The organism is Rhodococcus sp. BH4 (assembly GCF_002079265.1).
Lineage (GTDB): Bacteria > Actinomycetota > Actinomycetes > Mycobacteriales > Mycobacteriaceae > Rhodococcus_F > Rhodococcus_F qingshengii.
In genome coordinates, this window is the sequence record NZ_CP014941.1 from 272440 (window position 1) to 292454 (window position 20015).

General features: G+C 63.3%; 21 protein-coding genes. 6 read left to right on the forward strand and 15 right to left on the reverse strand.

Translation table 11 applies throughout. The annotated features are described in order from the left end of the window. Positions 1-29: 29 nt before the first annotated feature. Positions 30-299, reverse strand: coding sequence for a helix-turn-helix domain-containing protein (locus A0W34_RS01245; protein ID WP_003943854.1), 270 nt, complete (start codon positions 297-299; stop codon positions 30-32). 49 nt (positions 300-348) lie between these two features. On the opposite strand from A0W34_RS01245, the gene map reads away from it, so the two are divergent. After that, positions 349-1113, forward strand: coding sequence for a type I methionyl aminopeptidase (map, locus tag A0W34_RS01250; protein ID WP_054831533.1), 765 nt, complete (start codon positions 349-351; stop codon positions 1111-1113). A 9-nt stretch (positions 1114-1122) separates the two neighbouring features. On the opposite strand, the gene A0W34_RS01255 is transcribed toward map, so the two are convergent. Beyond that, entirely contained in the window at positions 1123-2955 is a 1833-nt protein-coding gene (locus A0W34_RS01255; RefSeq protein WP_081557209.1) for a glycosyl transferase, read from the reverse strand. Positions 2956-3289: 334 nt separating this feature from the next. Between A0W34_RS01255 and A0W34_RS01260 the strand changes: the two genes are divergently transcribed. Further along, positions 3290-3961 (forward strand): MspA family porin, encoded by a 672-nt coding sequence (locus tag A0W34_RS01260; RefSeq protein WP_003943954.1) that lies wholly within the window; start codon positions 3290-3292, stop codon positions 3959-3961. A gap of 21 nt (positions 3962-3982) precedes the next feature. Here the strand turns inward: A0W34_RS01260 and A0W34_RS01265 are convergent, their stop codons facing one another. From A0W34_RS01265 to A0W34_RS01285, 5 genes are all read right to left on the reverse strand, one after another. Then, positions 3983-4615 carry a hypothetical protein gene (locus A0W34_RS01265; protein WP_232329965.1) on the reverse strand — a complete coding sequence of 211 codons (633 nt, stop codon included), beginning with the start codon at positions 4613-4615 and terminating at the stop codon, positions 3983-3985. Between the two features lie 99 nt (positions 4616-4714). After that, the gene (locus A0W34_RS01270) at positions 4715-5323 is read right to left on the reverse strand and encodes a TetR/AcrR family transcriptional regulator (RefSeq protein WP_232329966.1); all 609 of its coding nucleotides are present in this window, start codon (positions 5321-5323) and stop codon (positions 4715-4717) included. Between the two features lie 73 nt (positions 5324-5396). After that, on the reverse strand, positions 5397-7250 hold the full coding sequence (locus A0W34_RS01275; RefSeq protein ID WP_081558736.1) for a galactan 5-O-arabinofuranosyltransferase: 1854 nt from the start codon (positions 7248-7250) through the stop codon (positions 5397-5399). Between the two features lie 90 nt (positions 7251-7340). Continuing rightward, positions 7341-8102 (reverse strand): decaprenylphospho-beta-D-erythro-pentofuranosid-2-ulose 2-reductase, encoded by a 762-nt coding sequence (locus A0W34_RS01280; protein WP_007731800.1) that lies wholly within the window; start codon positions 8100-8102, stop codon positions 7341-7343. Further along, entirely contained in the window at positions 8099-9532 is a 1434-nt protein-coding gene (locus A0W34_RS01285) for an FAD-binding oxidoreductase (RefSeq protein ID WP_003943934.1), read from the reverse strand. Before A0W34_RS01285 ends, A0W34_RS01280 begins: the two co-directional genes overlap by 4 nt. Positions 9533-9595: 63 nt before the next feature. Between A0W34_RS01285 and A0W34_RS01290 the strand changes: the two genes are divergently transcribed. Genes A0W34_RS01290 through A0W34_RS01300 form a run of 3 tightly spaced genes read left to right on the forward strand, consistent with a single transcriptional unit; the run spans position 9596 to position 12026 of the window. Continuing rightward, positions 9596-10072 carry a GtrA family protein gene (locus tag A0W34_RS01290; RefSeq protein WP_073513418.1) on the forward strand — a complete coding sequence of 159 codons (477 nt, stop codon included), beginning with the start codon at positions 9596-9598 and terminating at the stop codon, positions 10070-10072. 54 nt (positions 10073-10126) lie between these two features. Continuing rightward, on the forward strand, positions 10127-11035 hold the full coding sequence (locus tag A0W34_RS01295; RefSeq protein ID WP_081557211.1) for a PIN domain-containing protein: 909 nt from the start codon (positions 10127-10129) through the stop codon (positions 11033-11035). A 19-nt stretch (positions 11036-11054) separates the two neighbouring features. Further along, positions 11055-12026 carry an alpha/beta hydrolase gene (locus A0W34_RS01300; protein ID WP_050655618.1) on the forward strand — a complete coding sequence of 324 codons (972 nt, stop codon included), beginning with the start codon at positions 11055-11057 and terminating at the stop codon, positions 12024-12026. On the opposite strand, the gene A0W34_RS01305 is transcribed toward A0W34_RS01300, so the two are convergent. The 6 genes from A0W34_RS01305 to rfbA form a co-directional block, all read right to left on the reverse strand. After that, entirely contained in the window at positions 12012-12872 is an 861-nt protein-coding gene (locus A0W34_RS01305) for an ATP-grasp domain-containing protein (RefSeq protein WP_081557212.1), read from the reverse strand. The genes A0W34_RS01300 and A0W34_RS01305 overlap by 15 nt on opposite strands. Before the next feature lie 34 nt (positions 12873-12906). Further along, entirely contained in the window at positions 12907-13998 is a 1092-nt protein-coding gene (locus tag A0W34_RS01310; RefSeq protein ID WP_081557213.1) for a S1C family serine protease, read from the reverse strand. A gap of 69 nt (positions 13999-14067) precedes the next feature. Beyond that, complete coding sequence (locus A0W34_RS01315; RefSeq protein WP_050655616.1) at positions 14068-14898, reverse strand: glycosyltransferase family 2 protein; 831 nt, start codon at positions 14896-14898, stop codon at positions 14068-14070. Further along, positions 14895-15365, reverse strand: a complete 471-nt coding sequence (locus tag A0W34_RS01320) for a GtrA family protein (RefSeq protein WP_020905791.1) — start codon at positions 15363-15365, stop codon at positions 14895-14897. Before A0W34_RS01320 ends, A0W34_RS01315 begins: the two co-directional genes overlap by 4 nt. After that, positions 15365-15976 carry a dTDP-4-dehydrorhamnose 3,5-epimerase family protein gene (locus tag A0W34_RS01325; protein ID WP_223257871.1) on the reverse strand — a complete coding sequence of 204 codons (612 nt, stop codon included), beginning with the start codon at positions 15974-15976 and terminating at the stop codon, positions 15365-15367. Before A0W34_RS01325 ends, A0W34_RS01320 begins: the two co-directional genes overlap by 1 nt. Before the next feature lies 1 nt (position 15977). After that, positions 15978-16853, reverse strand: coding sequence for a glucose-1-phosphate thymidylyltransferase RfbA (rfbA, locus tag A0W34_RS01330; protein WP_020905793.1), 876 nt, complete (start codon positions 16851-16853; stop codon positions 15978-15980). Positions 16854-16960: 107 nt separating this feature from the next. Between rfbA and rfbB the strand changes: the two genes are divergently transcribed. Then, the gene (gene rfbB / locus A0W34_RS01335; protein ID WP_054188651.1) at positions 16961-17968 is read left to right on the forward strand and encodes a dTDP-glucose 4,6-dehydratase; all 1008 of its coding nucleotides are present in this window, start codon (positions 16961-16963) and stop codon (positions 17966-17968) included. Here rfbB and A0W34_RS01340 read toward each other — a convergent pair. Together A0W34_RS01340 and A0W34_RS01345 are read right to left on the reverse strand one after the other, a co-directional pair. Then, positions 17965-18891, reverse strand: a complete 927-nt coding sequence (locus A0W34_RS01340; protein WP_050655613.1) for an NAD-dependent epimerase/dehydratase family protein — start codon at positions 18889-18891, stop codon at positions 17965-17967. The genes rfbB and A0W34_RS01340 overlap by 4 nt on opposite strands. 2 nt (positions 18892-18893) lie before the next feature. Beyond that, a complete protein-coding gene (locus A0W34_RS01345) occupies positions 18894-19922 on the reverse strand; it encodes a glycosyltransferase (protein ID WP_223257872.1) in 1029 nt (342 codons plus the stop codon). Positions 19923-20015 lie beyond the last annotated feature (93 nt).

The following is a 20015-nucleotide window of genomic DNA, read 5'->3' on the forward strand; positions in this document are numbered from 1 at the left end:
TGTGGGCCCGCACATCCTGAGAGAACTACTCAGGATGCAACTTCCTGTTCGGATTGTGGTGTTTCAAGTGTTCGGGCAATGGTGTCGAGTGAAATACCCAACACTTCCGCGACCGCGCTGATGGTGAAGAAGGCGGGTGTCGCGATGCGTCCGGTTTCGATCTTGCGCAGCGTTTCGACCGAGATGCCGGCATCGAGCGCTACCTGAACCATGCTTCGGTCTCCCCGTGCAGATCGCAGGAGTTCACCCAGTCGTAGTCCTCGTTCGAGTTCTTCCGCCGTCAGCGGTACGCGCACCATGTGCTTATAGTAATACCGGTATAGTTATTCGACAAGGAAGGTGTTCGAAATGGTCGAAATCAAGACCGCAGGGGAAATCGACGCGATGGCGGCGGCTGGGAGAATCACGGCGCAGGCTCTGGCTGCGGCGCGTGAGGCGGCAAGCGTCGGGGTGACGTTGCTCGAATTGGACGCCGTTGCCGCGGAGGTTATTTCGGCGGCCGGCGCCTCGGCGCTGTTCTTGAACTACCGGCCGGCAACGGCACCGACGCCGTTCCCAGGCGCCATCTGTGCGAGTGTGAACGATGCTGTGGTGCACGGTATCCCGAATGAGTACCGGCTTCGCGACGGTGACCTGGTCAGCATCGACTGCGGCGCGAGACTCGACGGCTGGTGCGGCGACTCCGCCATCAGCTTCACTGTCGGGCGGGGGAGTAGTGAGGATCAGGCACTGATCGACGCGACCGATGAGGCACTTGCCCGTGGCATTGCCGCTGCCCAGCCCGGAAACCGATTGGGCGACATCGGTGCCGCGATCGGACAGTACGCGCGTGGCCGCGGGTACGGCATGCTGGCCGATCACGGTGGGCACGGCATCGGCCGCGAGATGCACGAAGGCCCGGACGTGCCCAACGAAGGTCGAGCAGGCAAAGGCTTCCGGCTGCGTCCCGGCCTGGTCATCGCCATCGAACCGATGCTCATCGCCGACGGAACCGACGACTACCGGCACGACGCCGACGGGTGGACCCTTCGCACCGTTTCGGGCGCCCGGGCTGCGCACAGTGAGCACACGGTCGCGATCACCGAAGACGGTCCGGTGATCATGACCCGCTGATCAACCCGCTCAGCTCTGGTTGGAGGTCTTGCCGCTCACGAGGTCTCGTACGTCCCACACCCACACGTCGTCGACGCGCTTGGCGTCGAAGCCGACCAGTTCGTCGACCGTGTGGCGCAGGGCGTCGTCGCCGGAGAATCGGGGAAGCACCAGTACGTCGGCGTGCCAGTACCGCAGGTCGGTCAGTGCGTTCGCTCTGGTGCCCACGTCGATCAACGGGACCTTGCCGGTTTGTTTGGCATTGACCAGCAGGGTCGAGGTGGGCCGGGACTCGGCGCCGTAGATTCCGGCGCGGGTCTTCGAATCCGGGCCGACGAAGTACCCGCCGGCGATGGGGAAGCCGAAGTCGGCGTCGACCTGCCAGCTCAGTGCGCGGGCGTCTTCGGCGCTCGCGACGGGAACCGTCACCAGGGTGCCGTCGCTGACGTAGTTCTCCCACGAGCCGCTGGTGATGAATTCGGGCGTCGCAGATCGCTGATCGGCGTCGATGGGGGTCGGGATCAGGGGAATCATCGCGACGGCGAGAGCCACCAGCCAGACACCGGCTGCCGTGCGGCGCGGTCCACGAAGTTCGACAAACGCGCGGTAGGTGCCGAGGGTGAGCAGCAGCCCGATCGCCGGAATCGCGCCCATCGCGAATCGGGATTCGAGCACCGATTCGAACAACGGCAGGTCGGCGAGGAGTTTCCACGGCAGAGTGATGCCGGTCTTGTCACCGTCGATGGTCAGTTCGGAACCGAGTGAGAGCACACCCATGACCACGATCACGGCGGCAGCCGCGCGGGTCAGGCGGATGCGCCACAGCCACACCGTTGCACCGAGAAGCAGGAGCACCAGCGGCCATCCGAAGTACGCGTTCTCCTCGGTCGGGTTCATTCGGAACTCCGCGCCCTCGGGGTCGCCCGCAACCGATTCGGTCGGGAACGTGGTGAGTGCAGCGGTGTCGTTGCCGGCCTGACCGTGTGAGACGCCGTCGTAGCTCGCTGGGCCGAAGAACTGCGACCACAGCGGCACCGCGGTGATCAGGAGTGTGACCGCGCCGCCGATCACGAGGCCGGGCATCGCGCGCTTGATCGCCTGGCGCGACTTGGCCAGGTCGGGCAGTGCATAGGCGGCGCCGAACACCATGGCTGACATCGTGAAGATGAGGAGCGGTTCTTCGCCGAGGAAGATCTGCCAGGCGACGAGTAGGCCGAGGACGATTCCGTCGCGAACCGGATGCTTGCCGTTCGAAATGCGCACTACCTGCAAGAATATGAACGGAAGTACGAAGAACGCGACGAAGTTCGGGTGGCCGTTGGCATGCGAGATCATGGCGGGCGCAAATCCGCAGAACCCCGCTCCGACGGCGGCGGCGACCTTGGAGCGGACGGAGACTCCGGTCAGTACGTGCCGCGAGAATGCCCAGTACCAAGCGATGGCGGTGCCGCCGAGGCCGGCGGTCAGCCCGATCGCATACGTGGCGGTCGGTCCGAAGATCAGCGTGATCGGGGCCAACGGGATGCTGATGCCGAACATCGCGGTATTGGCCATCAGGTTCACGCCGAGTGGATAATTCTGCAGGTCACTGAACAGTGGGCTGCGGAACTGGGCGAGGGCGTGAGCGGTATCGGCGAAGAACCATTCCCACATGGCCTGGTCGCGGCCCGCGTTGAACAGATAGCCGGACTGCAGATCGCTCCACAGGTTGGACATTACGTAGATCGCCGCGACGGTGAACGTCGCCATGATCGCGAGGTCGACCAGACGACCGCGCTGGACGACCGAGCGCCGCACTGCTGAACGGACTCGCCCTGGACGTGCTTCTTCGAGCAGTTGGACGTCGGGCAAGGTCTCGGTCATGCAGTCGGTGCCTTTCGGTTCTGGCGCCCATCCCTGAAGTGGCGATCTCAGAAGTTCGGGGTGGCCTACTTAGGTCTCGATTCGATAACTTCCACTGTCAGAGTAACGAACAAAACGGTTCGCGTCCGCGAGCGGGCGCAGTCAGCGGGACAAACCGGTCCGCCCGACTTGTCCGGAAAGTAATGTTTTCGCGCACCGTTTGACGGGTTCGTGACCGGGGTATCGCAACAAGGATCTTGCTCGCGTTTGTTCAGGCAGCCCCGACGAATCCCATCCTCGACGAAGAGTTGGAACCTACGTCCGGGGCCTATACCGGATGGGATGGTGCTTGTGCATGTCGAAGACAGCAGTTCGTAGTAGCGCAGTAGGAGCAGTGGCCTTGTTGGCCGTTGTCCTGGGGGGTGGGACGGCGTCGGCAGGCGTTGACAACACCAGTTCGATCACCGACGTCAAAGGAAATCGGATAGAAGTCTTCCAGGCTGATACCGCTATCCACGTCTTTCCGCCTCTCGACAGCTCACCGCTGAGTGTCGAGTTCTTCCACGACGGGGTTGCCGGCGTGAAGATCGACGGGCCGGACGCGGCAAGCTTCACCGGAACGAAGCTGACGATCGGTTATCAGATCGGTTACCCGATCGCGCTGACCGGCGCGACGGTCGTTCTCAACAGTCCTGGTCTCGACTGGGCTGTCGAGAGTGGAACCAACCTCGGGATCGGCCTGGTTCCGGACTTCGAACTGGGACTGGACATATCGAACGGGTTCGTCATCGGTGGTGACATCATTCCGTCGCAGGAACTGGACGTCGACCTGGCGCCGGGCGGTATCACCGACGTCGCGCTGCTCGAAGATCAGGAGTTCGACGGTCCCGAAGCCGCTGTCCGTCTGTCCGGAGTTCACGGTTACGTACAGGGAGCAATCGGTCCGGTGACCATCAGGCCGTACGCGAAGGCTGTCACGTCGAATGGCGATACCGTCGTCACTTACGGTGTACCGCAGAGGCTTTAGCGAAAGCGGATGCTCCCGCCGTCACGCTGCAACAGCGTGATGGTGGGAGTTTTTCGCGTTCCGTGTGGTCGAATCGGCGCCACGAATCGGCGAAGCGTCTGCCCAGTGGGCACTACGGGAAACACTGACGAGTTTCGCGACCAACCGTGCCGCGATCCACACGAGGTACACGGCGGTGATCAGAAGCAGAAGTGCCCAGTCGTGCGCGAAGAATCCGACTATCCCGCCGATCGTGAACGCGAGGGCGACGAAGACGACCCGTCCGCCCACGTCGGTCTCGACCAGATACTCGGGTTCGATCGGATCGTCGGTTTCACTCGATTCATCGACGTCCTCGGATGACTCGGCCCTGGACTTCTGGTGGTGTTCGGTGGGGATCTCGAGTAGCTCGCCCCATTCGAGCACCGCAACGGTGTGCGCGGTGTCGGTCGGGATCGCGCGGTAGTCGCGGGACTCGGACACGTCGATGAGAGCCCTTGCCAGAGTGAGTACTTCGATGCGATTGCGAATCGCGACGCTCAACACTTCATGGAAAGCCTGTTCGCGCCCGAACGGTTTGCCGCGCGCAATGACCAGAACATGCTCTGCGGAATCGAGAACTGCACGATGCGGTACAAGCTCGCGGCTTTGCGCAACGAGTTCGCTCACTGTCATCACCTACCCCGCCGGTGGTTGATGCGGCCGTTTGCTCGACTGCGCTTGGAGGGGCTGAGTACCCCGGCAGTTTCGGAAACAAACTCGCCGGACAGCGTGTCAGATTTGCGCAGCCGGGGCCGAGAGTGCTCCGAGGCAACTTTCGATCAGGTCGGCAACGATCACGTGAGCACGTTCGCGGCTGTCGACGCGGCCTTCCCACGTGGCAAAAGTGACGACGGTGAGCACGGTCAGAGTTCCCGCCCGAAGTTCGGCGATCTCTGCCGGTAACGAGGACGCAGCGACTATCCGCCGCTGAACTTCGCGGAAACTCTCGGCCTGCATGTGGTCACGGATAGTCGACGACATCGCCGGGTCGAAGATCGACTGCACCAGGAACCGCGCGTACAACGTGCCCTCGCGGTAGATGGTCTGTTCCGCCAACGGCAGGACGAGAGCCTCGACGAGGGCACGCATCGTCCGTGGATTCGCGTCGAGATCGATCGTGTCGAGCAACTCACGACGACGCTCACCGGCAGGTCGCATTCTGGACTCGACGACGGCCGCCAGCAAACCTTCACGTGACCCGAAGTGATACTGCGCAGCCGATTTGTTGGCCTGCCCGGCTTCGGTCTGAACATCACGAAGAGTCAGAGCGGCCAGACCTCGCTCGGCAACCAGACGCTCGGCTGCATCGATCATCGCCGCTCGGGCATCGGTTCGGGGCACGGTATGAAGTTAGGGGTGCGTCGGGGTCGCGTCAACGACCCCGACGGTAAGCCTTTTGTGACGTATCTCCTGGTTAGATTGCGTCAGAGCGGGTAACGACCACAAACGGCCCCTGCTCGGTCACGGTGAAACGAGGATCGTCGAACAGTTCCTTGGGGAACGTGACCGTGTAGCGGCGGACGTTCGGGTCGTTGGGGTAGACGTCCTCTGCCAAGCGCAGCGTGTACCCGTCTGCGCCCTGGCGGAAGACGAAGGCGTCGGGGCTGCGCCACGGCGCCGAGTCCAGCGCAGCTACCAGTTCGTCAGGCGTCTTCAGCTCCGACCACTGCTCGATCAGCGCAGCGCGCGCACGGAAATCGGCGAGCGGGTTCGCGTAGTGCGACGTCAGTCCTTGAAAGCCGAAGTACGGGTAGAAGCTCAGGAAGCCGATGTCGGCAGTGAGGACCACCGTGTCATGGGGTTCGCGTCCCAACTGCTCGCGAATGATCCGGTCGATGTCGGCGTAATTGGCTTCGGCACCCGGGGGCCGCTTGTCGCCGCGCTCGCCGTTACCGTCGGTATCGCTGTATGCCACAGCGATATCCGGCGCCAGCACCTGCGGGATGTTCTGCGCGAAAGCGATGGCTCCGATGACGCCGAGTGCAACCAGTACCGCTTTGACGCGAGGATTTTCGCTGGTGGCCAGCACGATCCAACCGGCGAACTCGAAGAAACCGAACACACCGGCGGCGGCAAGGAGTCCGATCAGGACCGGCTCCAGTCGGAAGCCGAGGAGCGTACTGCCGGCAACGGTGAACGTCATGGACAGCAGTGCCCACAGGTACACGGCAATGACACCGATACCGAGTGCTCGGGCGCGGCGGGAGAACAGGAACCGCGAAATCAGCCAGATCGTGCCGAGTAGGCACAGTCCACCGACAAGGGTGAAGCTCAGCATCGGGAAGGGCAGTACCGCACCGGAATCGGGGAGGTAGTGCATTGCGGTGCCGGACTCTGCGGTGGCACCGGAGAGTGCCTTCAGCAGGTACGGCGTCCAGACGGTCAGAGCCACCAGGCCGGAGATCACCGCGATCACGGCGAGCCTGACGAGGGGTCCCAGTGCGGCTTTCCACGTGTTCTGGGCGCGTGCGGCAAGTACTGCGGCAACCAAGGCCATCAGAGTCACTGCGAACGCGGCGAATCCGAGATAGAGCGTGTAGACCGTTGCGGCGAGACCGAGGAACAGGCCCGTCCCGAGTATTGCGCCGGCTCCGGCAAATCGAGATGCCCCCGGCCGGTCCAATGCGCCCCACGCGAGGATCAGCACCGGCGGGATCAGGAGGTTGATGACGGCGCCGTACGCCTCGGGGGAGTTGTACGCCAACACGACGGCAGTGACGGCCAATGCCGCGACGACGGCCCAATCGCGTCGAATCAGCTTGGTCCACAACACGAGTGCAACGACGGCGACGACAGCCAACGAGCCGATCGCGTAGGGCTTGAAGGCTTCCCAGCCGTCCATTCCCAGCAGGTTCGCGACGCGTCCACCGATCCAGAACCAGCCGGCCGGGTAGAACGGCGGCAGATCCACGTACGTCATGTCCTGCAGCGCAGCAGAATCCGTCAGCCGGGTCAGGTACTCGGTCCGGAACTGCTGATCGACCGAGACGCCGTGCAGATACAGACTCGTCGCGGCCAGGGGAAGTCCGAGCGTCGTGGTGACGAAGCCGGAGAGCCCGGCCCACGAGAGGAGTTTTGCGACCCGCTCGGCCTTGCGGGCGCGGAACATCAGAACCGCAACACCGACCACTGCGATGCAGAGCACCTGCAGCACCGTCGTGACTGCCTGCGTGACATTGGAAGAGGTGAACGCCGGCCACTGCACTCGGCCGAAAGCAAAGAGCCCGACAGCGGCTACAACAGCGGCGACCAGCGCTCCGAGGGCCATTTCCACCACCGTCGCCGCGGCATTACGCCACGGCGACGGGGTCGAAAGGTCTGTACTCGGAGCAGTTGTTGTTTCTGGCACGGGAGGAGCTTAAACCGGCAACTTCCGGAAGATCGGGCGCGGCACGTGGCGAAGACCCATCATGACGAAGCGCCACGGGCCGGGAGTCCAGACGATTTCCTTGCCCTTGTCCGAGGCGGCAACAGCGAGCTTCGCGACGATGTCCTTGTTGACCGTCAGCGGAGCTTCCTTGACGTGGGCACTGAACTGCGTGCGCACCATGCCGGGGCGAACGACGGTGACCTGCGGTCCGAATTCCGCGAGAGCCTCGCCGAGTCCGAGGTAGAAACCGTCGAGGCCCGCCTTGGTGGAGCCGTAGACGAAGTTGGCACGCTTGACGCGCTCGCCGGCAACCGACGACATCGCGATGATCTTGCCGAAGCCCTGAGCCTTCATCTTCTCGCCGAGAAGAACACCGACCGAGACGGAAGCGGTGTAGTTGACGTTTGCCACCAGAACGGCCTTGCGCTGGTTCTGCCACAGCTCTTCGGAGTCACCGTCCAGTGCGAAGGCGACGATGGCGACATCGACGTCACCGTTCGAGAACGCCTGGTCGATCACCTTCGGATGCGACTCGAAATCAACGGCGTCGAAGTCGATGAGCTCCACCGAGGTGGCACCCTTCGCTTCGAGCTGCTTGACCGCAGCTTCGCGTCCCGGATCGCCGGGGAGTGCCGCCAGAACGACGCGGAGCGGCGCCTTCTTCAGGTACTCCTCACAGATGGCGAGGCCGATCTCGGAGGTTCCACCGAGAAGCAAAACGGTTTGCGGGTTACCTACAGCGTTGATCACAGTTCCAGCCTTCTGGACATATCGGAGGCGAAAACGCCTGTGGGGTCGTACTTGCGGCGCGTCGCGATCCACTCGTCGATACGCGGGTACATGGCGTGGAAGGTTTCTGCGGACGTCCGCGAGTCCTTGGCCGTGTACAGGCGTCCGCCGAATTCGAGGACACGCTTGTCGAGTTCGGTGACGAACTCGTTCAGGCCCGGCTTGATGCGGAAGTCGACGCAGATGTTCCAGCCCGGGATCGGGAAGCTCAGCGGCGCCTGATTGCCTTCGCCGAAGAGCTTGAACACGTTGAGGAACGAGTAGTGCCCGCTGCGCTGGATGTCGACGATGATCTTCTTGAATTCGTCGACGGCCTCCGGCGGAACCACGAACTGGTACTGCAGGAATCCGTTGGATCCGTACGCCCGGTTCCACTCACCGAACATGTCGAGCGGGTGGTAGAACTGCGTCAGATTTTGGACCTTGCCGCGGTACTTGCCGGACTTGCGGAACCAGACCTCACCGATCGCGGTGAAGTTGAACTTGTTGGCCAGCCCGTTGGGGAAGACGTCGGGGAACGTCAACAACTGCGGTGCGTCGAAGGCGAGCGGGTTCTTCTGCAGCTTGGCCGGAAGCTGGTCGAGCTTCGCCAGAGATCCGCGCGAGACTGCCGCACGGCCGAGCTTCGGGGGCGCGGAAATCGCGTCGAACCACGCGCTCGAATACTCGTAGTTGGCCTCACTGCCGTCACTGTGCAGCGCAATGGTCTCGTCGAGGCTGTTGGTGACGTCGCCGTCGGCGATGAAGTACGCCGTCTCGGTCGGTGTCATCTTGATGGTTGCCCGCAAGATGATGCCCGTCAGGCCCATGCCGCCGATCGTGGCCCAGAACAGTGCGGCCTTCGGGTCGTTGCGCCCGCCCTTGGGGGTGAGCGTGCGAACCTTGCCGTCGGCCGTCAGCAGATCCAACGACACGACGTGGTTGCCGAAGCTGCCCGCGCTGTGGTGGTTCTTGCCGTGGATATCCGAGCCGATGGCGCCGCCGATCGTGACCTGACGAGTACCCGGCAGGACCGGAACCCACAGGCCGAACGGCAGAGCAGCCTTCATCAGCTGATCCAGATTCACGCCGGCGTCGACGTCCACCAGAGCGGTGTCGCGATCGATGCGGTGAATGCGGCTGAGTGCATTCATGTCGATGACCAGCCCGCCGGCGTTCTGCGCCGGGTCACCGTACGAGCGGCCGAGGCCACGCGCGATGACACCGCGTCGCAGATGCGAGGGCTTGGAATCGTTCTGTTCCGCAACCTGGGCGACCGCGTTGGCGATCACTTCCACGTCGGGGGTGGACAGCACCTGTGCAGTGGTGGCGGCGGTGCGTCCCCAACCGGTGAGGGTGCGGGCTTGGGTGTGGAGAGCCGGCTGCGGCGTCTCTTCTGCTGTCGTGGACATCAAGGTAGAGGTTACCTGGGAGTAGTGCCGACGGCTCCGACTCGAGTGGTTACTCTCGTCGTCGTGCCCGAAACACCTGCAAGTCACCAGCACGAACCCCACGTCCCGCTGCCCGTCGAGATTCCTGTCACGACGGACATCGCCGACGACGCGTTGGACCTGAAAACGCAGATCGTCCGGTTCGTCGCGACGGGTGGGCTGTCGGCGGTCGTGGACTACGGGCTGTACGCATTCCTGTTCAAGGTCGTCGGCCTCGATCTGAGCGTGGCCAAGTCGATCAGCTTTATCGCCGGCACTACGACGGCGTATCTGATCAACCGGCGGTGGACGTTCAAGGCCGAGCCTTCTCGCGCCCGCTTCATCGCTGTTGTCGTGCTGTACGCGGTCACTTTTGCGGTTCAGGTCGGGCTCAACGCGCTGATGGTGCATGTGCTCGCCGACGAGTGGTGGCGCATGCCGCTGGCCTTCGTCATCGCGCAGGGCACCGCGACGGTCATCAACTTCATCGTTCAGCGGGCAGTGATCTTCAAGATCAAGTAACGGTTCGGGGTGGATTAGCGCATTCGTCCGGTTTCTCGAGAGAGAATCGAGCGCATGATCATCGTTCTCGATTCTTCGGCCCTGACCAGGGGTGTACGGTTCGACACTGCCATCGCCGACGCTCGCGCACTCGGACACCGCGTCGTCGTGCCGCGATTGGTCGTCCTCGAGGTTGCGAGTCGCTACCGCGAGGAATCGGCGGAGATGATCGCGGCCCTGAGCGTCCAGGCGCGCATGTACGACCGACTGGGATTGCGGCGCGACCTTACGAGGTTCGTCGACGCTGCTCACGACAAGGCCGACGGCTACGTCGACGACGTGATCGAAGACCTCGTGGCGATCGGCGTCGAAGTGGTCGATCCAGTCGACGTGTCGCATGTCGAGGTGGCCGAGAGGGCGATCTCGCTGCGTCGGCCCTATACCGACAAGAAGAAGCGAGACGGATATCCGGCGACGCTGAACTGGCTGACCGTGCTCGATCTCGCCGACCGCAACCCGGGCGTCGACGTCATCTGGGTGAGCTCCGACGCACGGGCATACGGCGACGGCGAAGACGGGGTCTGGCACGGCGATCTCGCGCGTGAACTGGCGTCGCGCGGTCTGGAGTATCGGGTCCGCTGGGCGTCGGACATCCCGGTGATCGACGGACCGGTGCAGGCGGAGCAGGTGGCGGAGGTCGAGGAAGCCGCTGAGGTCGCGCCCGAGGCCCCGGTTGCTCAGGGCTTCGTGGAGCCGGAAGCGGTGGTTCCAGCCGAGGTTCCCGAACCCGCGGCACCTGCAGCAGCCCCCGCCCCCAAGCCTGTTCAGCGCGCAGCGCGGACGAGAGTTGCGCCGCAGCGCATCGAACCCGCCCCGAAAGCTCAGTCCGGTGGACTGCGCGGTCTGGGCAAGGTCATCGGCGGGCGGAAACGAAAGGTCACGATCGTCGACGATCTCGACGAAGTCGACCTCTTCGGTGCCTGATCGCTTCTAATCTGGACAGATGTCTCTGTTGCCGACAGTCAGTCGAAGGACCGGAACTCGATACGGCAGGCCGAGTATCGAATCGCAGGTCCTCTACAACGCGTGTCGATGGATGCTTCGGCCCGTGGTCGGGATCGCGCCGCTGACGCCTGGCGCCATGCGTCGCGCCGCAGTGCTGGACTCGGCCGCGGGTGTACGCATTCCGTCCGGGATCGATCGGGAAGCGATTCGCTTTCCAGGTTTCGACGGTGAACTCGTGCGGACGGCAGGCTCGACGGCTGATCTGCGCGACGGTGTTGTTCTCTACCTGCACGGCGGCGGGTTCATGTGCTGCGGGCTCAACACGCATCGGCCGGTCGTTGCAAGCATCGCCAAGCGAACCGGCCTTCCGGTCCTGCACATCGCATATCGACAGTTGCCGAGCACGAGCATCAGCGGGTCCGTCGACGACTGTCTCGATGCATACCGGTGGCTCCTCGAACAGGGAGCCTTGCCGGAAAAGGTTGTCTTCGTTGGCGATTCGGCCGGAGGCTTCCTGGTTTTCGCGACGGCACTTGCAGCTGTTTCCGCGGGGCTCGAGGTTCCGGCCGGTCTGGTCGGGCTCTCACCGCTCCTCGATCTCGATTGCACCACCAAATCGGTCCATGCCAACGCTCGACGCGACGTGATCGCCCCGGTGTCGGCATTGATGGCGATCGGAAAGCTTGGCGGACAGACGAACTCACCCGTCGACGGCGATCTGGCCGCGCTGCCGCCGTCGTTGCTGATCGCCGCCGAATCCGAGGTGCTCAGAGTCGATTCGGAGGTGATGGCGCAACGGCTCGCCGCCGCGGGGGTGCCGTGCTCGCTGCAGATCTGGAACGGCCAGGTTCACGCGTTTCCCGCCGTCTGGCCTGGCCTGCCGGAGAGCCGGGCAGCGCTACGTGACGTTGCCAGGTTCATTCGCACCAGGCTGGATGCGGTCCCGCCCCAGGCGTCACGTGCGCAGTGACGCGACAACTGCCCGTGCGAGGGCGTCGGCAGATCCAGGGGCGAATGGCAGAAAGAGTTCGGGCTCGATCAGTTCCACTTCCATGAGCAGTGGCTGATCCACCGGACCCACGACGTCCACACGCGCATAAAGCAATTCGCCGGGGCCGCAGGGGGTCGCGGCCAGTGCTGCGTCGGCCACCGCGAGTTCGGCGGCGGACGGTTCGTGAAGGTGGTTGGTTCCGCCGTGGAATTCCTGCACGCGGAAGTCGTTGGCGGCCGGGATCTTCCGGACAGCGTGCGAGTAGCGTCCGCCGATGTGGATGATCGAGCGCTCACCGTCGACGACGTCCGAGACGAATGGCTGGACCAACGCGTCGTTACCGCCGTCGAGGATCGAGCTGAGGTGAGCGTGGGCCTGCGCGGACCCCGAGGCAAACTTTCCCACTCCGACAGCGCCGGCGGACACTGCCGGCTTGACGATGACGTCGGCACCCTCGAACGAAGGGAGGGTGAGTGTTTCGCTCTGTCCGGCAGCGATCACAGCGGTTGGGACGATAGGTACGCCGGCCGCGGCAAGTTCGGTGAGGTATCCCTTGTGTGCGTTCCACTTCACGATCGAGAGTGGATTGGCGATCGGAGCGGTCAGCTGATCGAGAACGGCAAGAAATTCGTCGAGGCGCTGGGTGTAGTCCCAGGTCGACCGGATCAGAACCAGGTCGGCGTCGATATCGAGGAGGGACGGGCTCGACCACGGCGCCATCGTCGACGCGATGCCGTAGGAGGTGAGAGCTTCCATGACGAGTTTGCTTTCGACATCCGCCTCGCGGGCGGCGCCGTCACAGGTGAGCAGGAGAACCGTGGTCATGCCACGATGCTTTCACGGCTGGCGCCCTGTACGACTAGCGAGGTGGCCCCTCGTCGAGGACCAGGGAACCGGTCCCGGGTTGCCCCGTTGCGTCCACCCACGTCACCGCGACGGTGTCGCCGGGGCGGCGCGAGCTCATCGCCGCGTTGAGATCAGCGGACGACGCGATCCGGCTGCCACCGAACTCGGTGATGACCGCACCTTTGGTCAGCCCCACCCGCTCGGCCGGCGAATCGAAGCTCACGGCAACAACTTCGGCGCCGGCCGGCATGTCCGCGTGATCCTTCACCGCGACACCGAGTACGGGTGTCGGTCCCACACGCACGGTCTCGGAGGAGCGGCCACCGAGTACCTGCTCGACGATCGGTAGTGCGGTGTCGATCGGTATCGCGTAGGACTGAGGCGCCGGTGAGGTTTCGGTGCGGTCGGTGACGGCGTTGCCCGCGCTGCTGACGCCGATCAGCTCGCCAACGGCGTTGACCAGGGGACCACCGGAATCGCCAGGCCGGATGTCCGCGTCGACCTCGATGAGGCCCTTCAACTGGTTTCGCGATCCGTCGGACACGTTGCGGGTGTTGACGGTGACACCGAGGTTGGTGATGACGCCGGGAGCCGGGACGGGTACTCCGCCGCCTTCCGCATTTCCGATTGCGGTGACGGAGTCCCCGCGAGCGGCTTCTGCTGATTTGCCGACCACAGCCACCGGCAGATCGTCAGCGCCCGCGAGTCGAAGGACGGCAAGATCGCTGACGCTGTCGTACCCGAGGATCTCGGCGTCGTAGATCAGCCCGTTGGACATGCTGACGGCGGTGACGTCCGAGGCTCCGCTGATGACGTGGTGATTCGTGAGCACCACTCCGTCAGGGGAGAGCACGATCCCGGTCCCAGCAGTGGTGGTGAATCCGGCCGGCGCCGTGATGGTGACGATGGTGGGGACCACTCGGGCCGAGAGCTCCTCCGGGGTGAGCGGAACAACCGGCGATGGTGGGGTGGTCGTGATGACGGTGACCGGTGCGGACTCGATCGTTCCCGGAGTCAGGGGCGGTGCGACCAGCGCGAGACCACCGAGGCCGGCTGCGAGAACGACGGCCGTCCACAGGCCGCGTCTGCTCGCACGTTTGGTCATCCAGCCGTCCGTCCCGCCGGTGTCATGCCATCGAGTCGTGAAAGGTGAAGATTACCCAACCGGCAACGATCAAGACATGCGATGGCGCAACAGCATGTAGACGCCGCGACGCATGAACGAAGTGGCGAGTGCGCGTGCGTCGCCGATTCGGACGTCCATTGCGGAGACGAGAGTCGGATCCGATTCCCGGAGATCTTTGTGGAATGCCGCTGCCTGGCGTGCCTGATCCTTGGCCAGACGCACACTCCACTGTCCGGCGTTGACGCGGAAGGACGCGAGGGGTTTGGCGATCGCATAGACGTCCCCTTGGAGTGCGACGGCGGTGTACGTGGCTTCGTCGATGACGTACGGGTTGGTGTCGTCCCACCATCCGATGGCCTTCAAGGCGGATCGCTTCATGAGTACACATCCGGGCTCGCCGAAGATGTTCGCTCCCGCCGTTACCGTCTTTCGGGCCGCGTCGCGCCCGGTGACCAGTCCCTTCAGCCCTGCAAGTCCGCGCGCGGAGAGGATGGTCTTTCCGTTTGCATCGACCAGTTTGCGTTGCGAGGCCACGAGTACCACCGAGGGGTGCTCGTCGAAAGCCGCGACCTGTTCCGCCAGGCACTCGGGGTAGATGGTGTCGTCACCGCACACCAGTTTCAGGAGCTCTCCGTTCGCAGCTTCGCTGACCCGGTCCCAGTTTCGCTTCGCTCCGCCGCCGGCCTCGGTCGACAGGATCTCGATCCGCGGATCGTCGGCGTATCGCGCCAGGACCTTGACGGTGTCGTCGGTCGACGAATGATCCGAGATGATCAGTTCGAAGTCCTGGTAGCTCTGATTCAGGATCGAGTCGATCGTCTCGGCAATGTAGTCGGCATTGTTGTAAGCCGGGACGACGACGGAAACACGCGGAGTCATGAGTTGCCTGTTCTCTTGTTTCGACTGAACGAGAAATCGCGGTAACCGAAGAAGCTTGCTGTTGCGGTTACCGCAGTGATGACGAGTTGTGACGGGATGGGAGGAAAGTGCAGGACCGAGACCGCGACGGTCATCAGCGCGAGGTTGATCACGAAGGCGCCGAAATTGACGACGACGAATCGCCAGAAGTCACGGAGGAAGTGGCCGCGAACTTCGAAGACCAGGTAGCGGTACATCGCAAAAGCGCACAGCAGGTTGCAGACGTACCCGGCAACGATCGCGAAGTGGTAGCCGAATTGATCGCCGAGCGCGATCTGCCAGGCAATGAACCAGGCGGTTCCGAGCGCCGTGTTGACGCCACCGACGAGCAGAAAGGCAAGGGCCTGATTCTTGACGACGCGCATCAACGGACCCGGCCTGCCGGTCATTCCGGCGGGGGGTGTTGCAGTCGAATCCGGTGAAGCCATCAGCCTTCGCCGAACGTGGGCAGCAGCCCTGCCGACACGGCATCTTGAAGCGACGGTGCCGCTGTGTCCTTCGCGGAGAGCGTGATGTTCAGGGGCTCACCGCTGCGACCCACGGTGGGCCAGTCGATCGCTATGTCGGGATCGAGGGGGTGAACTTCGTGCTCACGCTCGGGGGCGTATCCCGTCGAGCACAGGTAAACCACTGTCGAGTTGTCCTCGAGGGACAGGAAGGCATGCCCAAGCCCTTCGGACAGAAAGATCGCTCTGCGGTCGACGTCGTCGAGAAGGACCGAATCCCACTGGCCGAAGGTCGGCGATCCCACGCGGAGGTCGACGGCGATGTCGAGTATCGCGCCTTTGACACACGTAACGTACTTGGCCTGTCCGGGAGGGACGTCGGCAAAATGGATGCCTCGTAGGACGCCGGCAGCCGAGACCGAGCAATTGGCCTGCTGAAGGTCGAGGGTGCGGCCGGTGATCTCGGAGAATCCGGGTTCACGGAACCATTCGAGGAAGACTCCACGGTCGTCGCCGAACTGTTTGGGTGTGAATTCCCAGGCCCCTGGCACTTTCAGTTCGCGATACTGGCTCATCACGTGAGTATCTGCCATGTCACCAGTCCTTGCCGCGGTCGAGAAGTTCGAGAAGGTATTTTCCGTATCCGGATTTGAGGAGCTTCTCAGCACGAATGCGTAGCTCGTCGTCGGTGATGAATCCGTGCCGCCACGCAACTTCTTCGGGCGCGCCGATCTTGAGTCCCTGACGCTCCTCGATCGTGCGCACGTAGTTCGATGCGTCGAGAAGCGAATCGAAAGTTCCGGTGTCGAGCCACGCGGTGCCGCGAGGAAGTACTTCGACCTGGAGGCGGCCAGCTTCGAGGTACGCACGGTTGACGTCGGTGATCTCGTATTCGCCGCGTGCCGATGGTTCGAGGTCCTTGGCGATGGCGACAACGTCGTTGTCGTAGAAATAGAGGCCAGGCACCGAATAGTTGGAGCGCGGGTTCGCCGGCTTCTCCTCGAGCGAGACGGCTTTGCCTTCGCGGTCGAACTCGATGACTCCGTAAGCCGTGGGGTCCGAAACCCAGTACGCGAATACGGCGCCACCGTCGATGTTCTCGAAACGCGTGAGCTTACTGCCCAGACCTGGGCCGTAGAAGATGTTGTCGCCGAGGACCAGGGCCGCGGATTCCGAACCGATGTGGCCGGCTCCGAGTACGAAGGCTTGTGCGAGACCATTCGGCTCGTGCTGGATCTGGTAGGTCAGGTCGACGCCGAACTGCGAGCCGTCGCCGAGCAACCGCTGGAACTGCGGTGCGTCGTCTTCTGTGGTGATGATCATGATGTCGCGAATCCCGGCCAGCATCAGGGTGCTGAGTGGGTAATAGATCATCGGTTTGTCGTAGACGGGGACCAGCTGTTTGCTCACGCCGAGCGTGATGGGGTGCAACCTCGACCCCGTGCCGCCCGCCAGAATGATTCCGCGCATGCCTCGAAGTGTTCCAGTGTTCGCTGGAGAAACAAATCTCGGGCGCACGGTATCGTGCGTGGCCGGTAGATAGATCGGTTCGATTCGGTGATCGTGGAGGCGCAAACGTGAGAGTTCTCGTGACTGGCGGTGCAGGCTTCATCGGCGCCAATTTCGTGCATCAGACGGTGGCAGAGCGCCCCGACTCCGAGGTCACGGTGCTCGATGCGCTGACCTACGCGGGCAACAAGTCTTCGCTCGATTCGATAGCCGACCGCATCACGTTTGTTCACGGCGACATCACCGACGCAGTTCTCGTCGACCAACTGGTGGGCGCTGCCGACGTGGTCGTTCATTTTGCTGCCGAGTCGCACAACGACAATTCGCTCGCTGATCCGTGGCCGTTCGTGCAGACCAACATCGTGGGAACCTTCACGCTCCTGCAGGCTGTGCGCAAGCACGACGTCAGGTATCACCACATTTCCACCGACGAGGTGTACGGAGACCTCGAACTGGGCGATCCGGACCGTTTCACGGAGTCGACCGCGTACAACCCGTCGAGCCCCTACTCGTCGACGAAGGCATCGAGCGACATGTTGGTGCGCGCGTGGACCCGTTCGTTCGGCGTCCGGGCCACCCTGTCGAACTGCTCGAACAATTACGGCCCTTATCAACATGTCGAGAAGTTCATCCCACGGCAGATCACCAATGTTCTCGCCGGATTGCGTCCCAAGTTGTACGGCGACGGTTTGAACGTCCGTGACTGGATTCATGTCGACGACCACAACAGCGCGGTCTGGGCGATCATCGACGGTGGCCGGATCGGTCAGACCTACTTGATCGGCGCTGATGGTGAGATGAACAACCGAACTGTCATGGAGTCGATTCTGCAGATATTGGGCCGTGGCGCCGACGAGTTCGATTTTGTCACCGACCGCCCGGGCCACGACGTGAGGTACGCGATCGACTCGAGTCTGCTCCGGAAAGAACTTGGCTGGTCCCCGCGCTACGAGGACTTCCGCAGTGGTCTGGAAGCGACGATCGACTGGTACCGCGACAACGAACAGTGGTGGCGTCCGCAGAAGGACGCGACCGAGCAGGCATACGTGGCAGCCGGCGAGAAGACCACTTCCTAGCGTGCAGCCAGATTGCGGCGGATGGAGTCGAGGGTCGACGCTATCCCGGCAGGCAACGGGCGATGTGTGCGCTGGTCCAGATCGGTCCACACGATCGACCGCAGCCGTAGGTCTCGGGCTTGCGCCGAAGCGAGTGGAGAACTGGCGAGCACAACGTTGGGGCGTTTTCTGAAGACGGTGTGGCACGCGCCGAGGATCGCCCCGATGGTGACGCTGCGTCCGGACGCGTAGATCTTGGTGACCGTCGGTTCCTGCGACGCTTCCGCTCGGGTGAAGCTGTCGACCACCATTTCGGCCGCGTCGGAGACGTAGACGTAGTCCCGAAGCGTGTCCATGGGAACGTAGATCGAAATGGGCATCGACAGCAGATAGCCTCGGCAGAGGTGCGAAATCAGGCCTTGGGGTTTCGCCAGATTCTGACCCGGGCCGTAGAGATTTGCGAATCTTCCTATGACAGTGCGGGTTCCGCTTCTGGAGCCGAATTCGCGAACGATCGATTCGGCATCGAGCTTTGCTCGCCCGTAATCGGCCAGTGGATTGGTCGCGCTTGTTTCGGTGTGCGGTGCTCCGGGAGCTCCGGCGTAGACGCCGCCGGCAGACGAAGCGTGGAAGACGGTCCCGACGCCTGCGTCCGCCGTCCCCAGCTCGTCGAGAACGTCCTTCATGAGTTGGTTCTCGCGAGCGAACTCGTCACTGCTCGTACCGTTCACACCTGCACCGGCGCACCACGCCATTCGCCACGGGCCGCCGGCTGTGTCCGTAACCAGTTTTCTGGCATCGGCAAAGAGGATTTCCCTGGCCAGAGCGGGTTCGCCCCACGGGACGCGGCTGGTGCGGATGTCGGCCCCACGGCGCTCGAGTTCGCGGGCTACGGAGCTGCCGAGGAGGCCGCCGCTGCCGACTACCCACGTGGGGACATTCATTGTTACGCGGGTGGCTCGGTGGCGTTCCGGCGCCCCAACGGGCCTGACGCGGGGTCGCTGACGATGAGGTACGGCGGCTTTCCCATTGCCGTCTTGACTGCGACACCGATGTATTCGGCGATCACACCCAACGAGAAGAGCACTGCCCCGAAACCGAACAGCATCACGATCATCGTCGACGCCCATCCTCGTACCTCGACGCCGGCGTCGAAGAACACGTACGACGCCAACACGTAGAGGACGATGACGAGACCGCCGACAGCGAACAGGAAGCCGATCAAGCTGACCATTCGCAGGCCCTTGGTGCCGCTGGAGAGAACCATTCGCCAGAAATGCGACAGCAAGCTTCTGAGGTGATATCCGGATGCGCGTCCGCGTTCCTCACGCAGTTGAACCGGGCTGGTGGTGACCTCTCCCGCGATCCAGCCCAGAGCCACGTCGAGGTACGCCTCGGATCCGGCGTATGCGGCGACCGACCGTCCGACCTCTCCGAGGACCAGTCGGAAACTCTGATACTTCACGGAGTTCTCGGACGAGAGAATTTTGGTGGTCAGCCATTTCGACGACTTCGACGCCGCGTTGCGTAGCGCACCGTGGGGTGCCGCGTTCACGGGCTGCGCGTAGACGAGGGTGGCCTGTTGATCCAGTGCAGTGTCGAGGAGTCCACCGATGTCGGCAGGGTCGTGCTGGCCGTCTTCATCCATGGTGACAACCCATTCGCCACCACTCGACGCCATTCCCGCCAGTGTTGCCGGATGTTGGCCGAAGTTGCGCGAGAGCCAAATGGGTCGGATGAAGTCATGTTGTCTCGCGAGTTCACGGATGACCGCAGCTGATCCGTCCGGACCGTGGTCGAAGACGAGAAGGACTTCTTCGACGACCAACGGCCGCCCACCGGGAGTGGTCTGGGTTTTCGTCAGGGGAAGTATCTCGTCGATGAGTGCATTGAGAGTGTGTTCGCCCTGGTAAACCGGCACGACGACGGAAATTCGGTGCGGTTGCACCGACTCGGGTGTGCCATCGGTCTTCACAGGCGGGGAGTGTATACGTCGCCGGGGGTCGGCTTCTCGGCGTGGGGGCGTACATGTCGGCGAATCGTGAAGTTATGATCCGGATCACTCGAC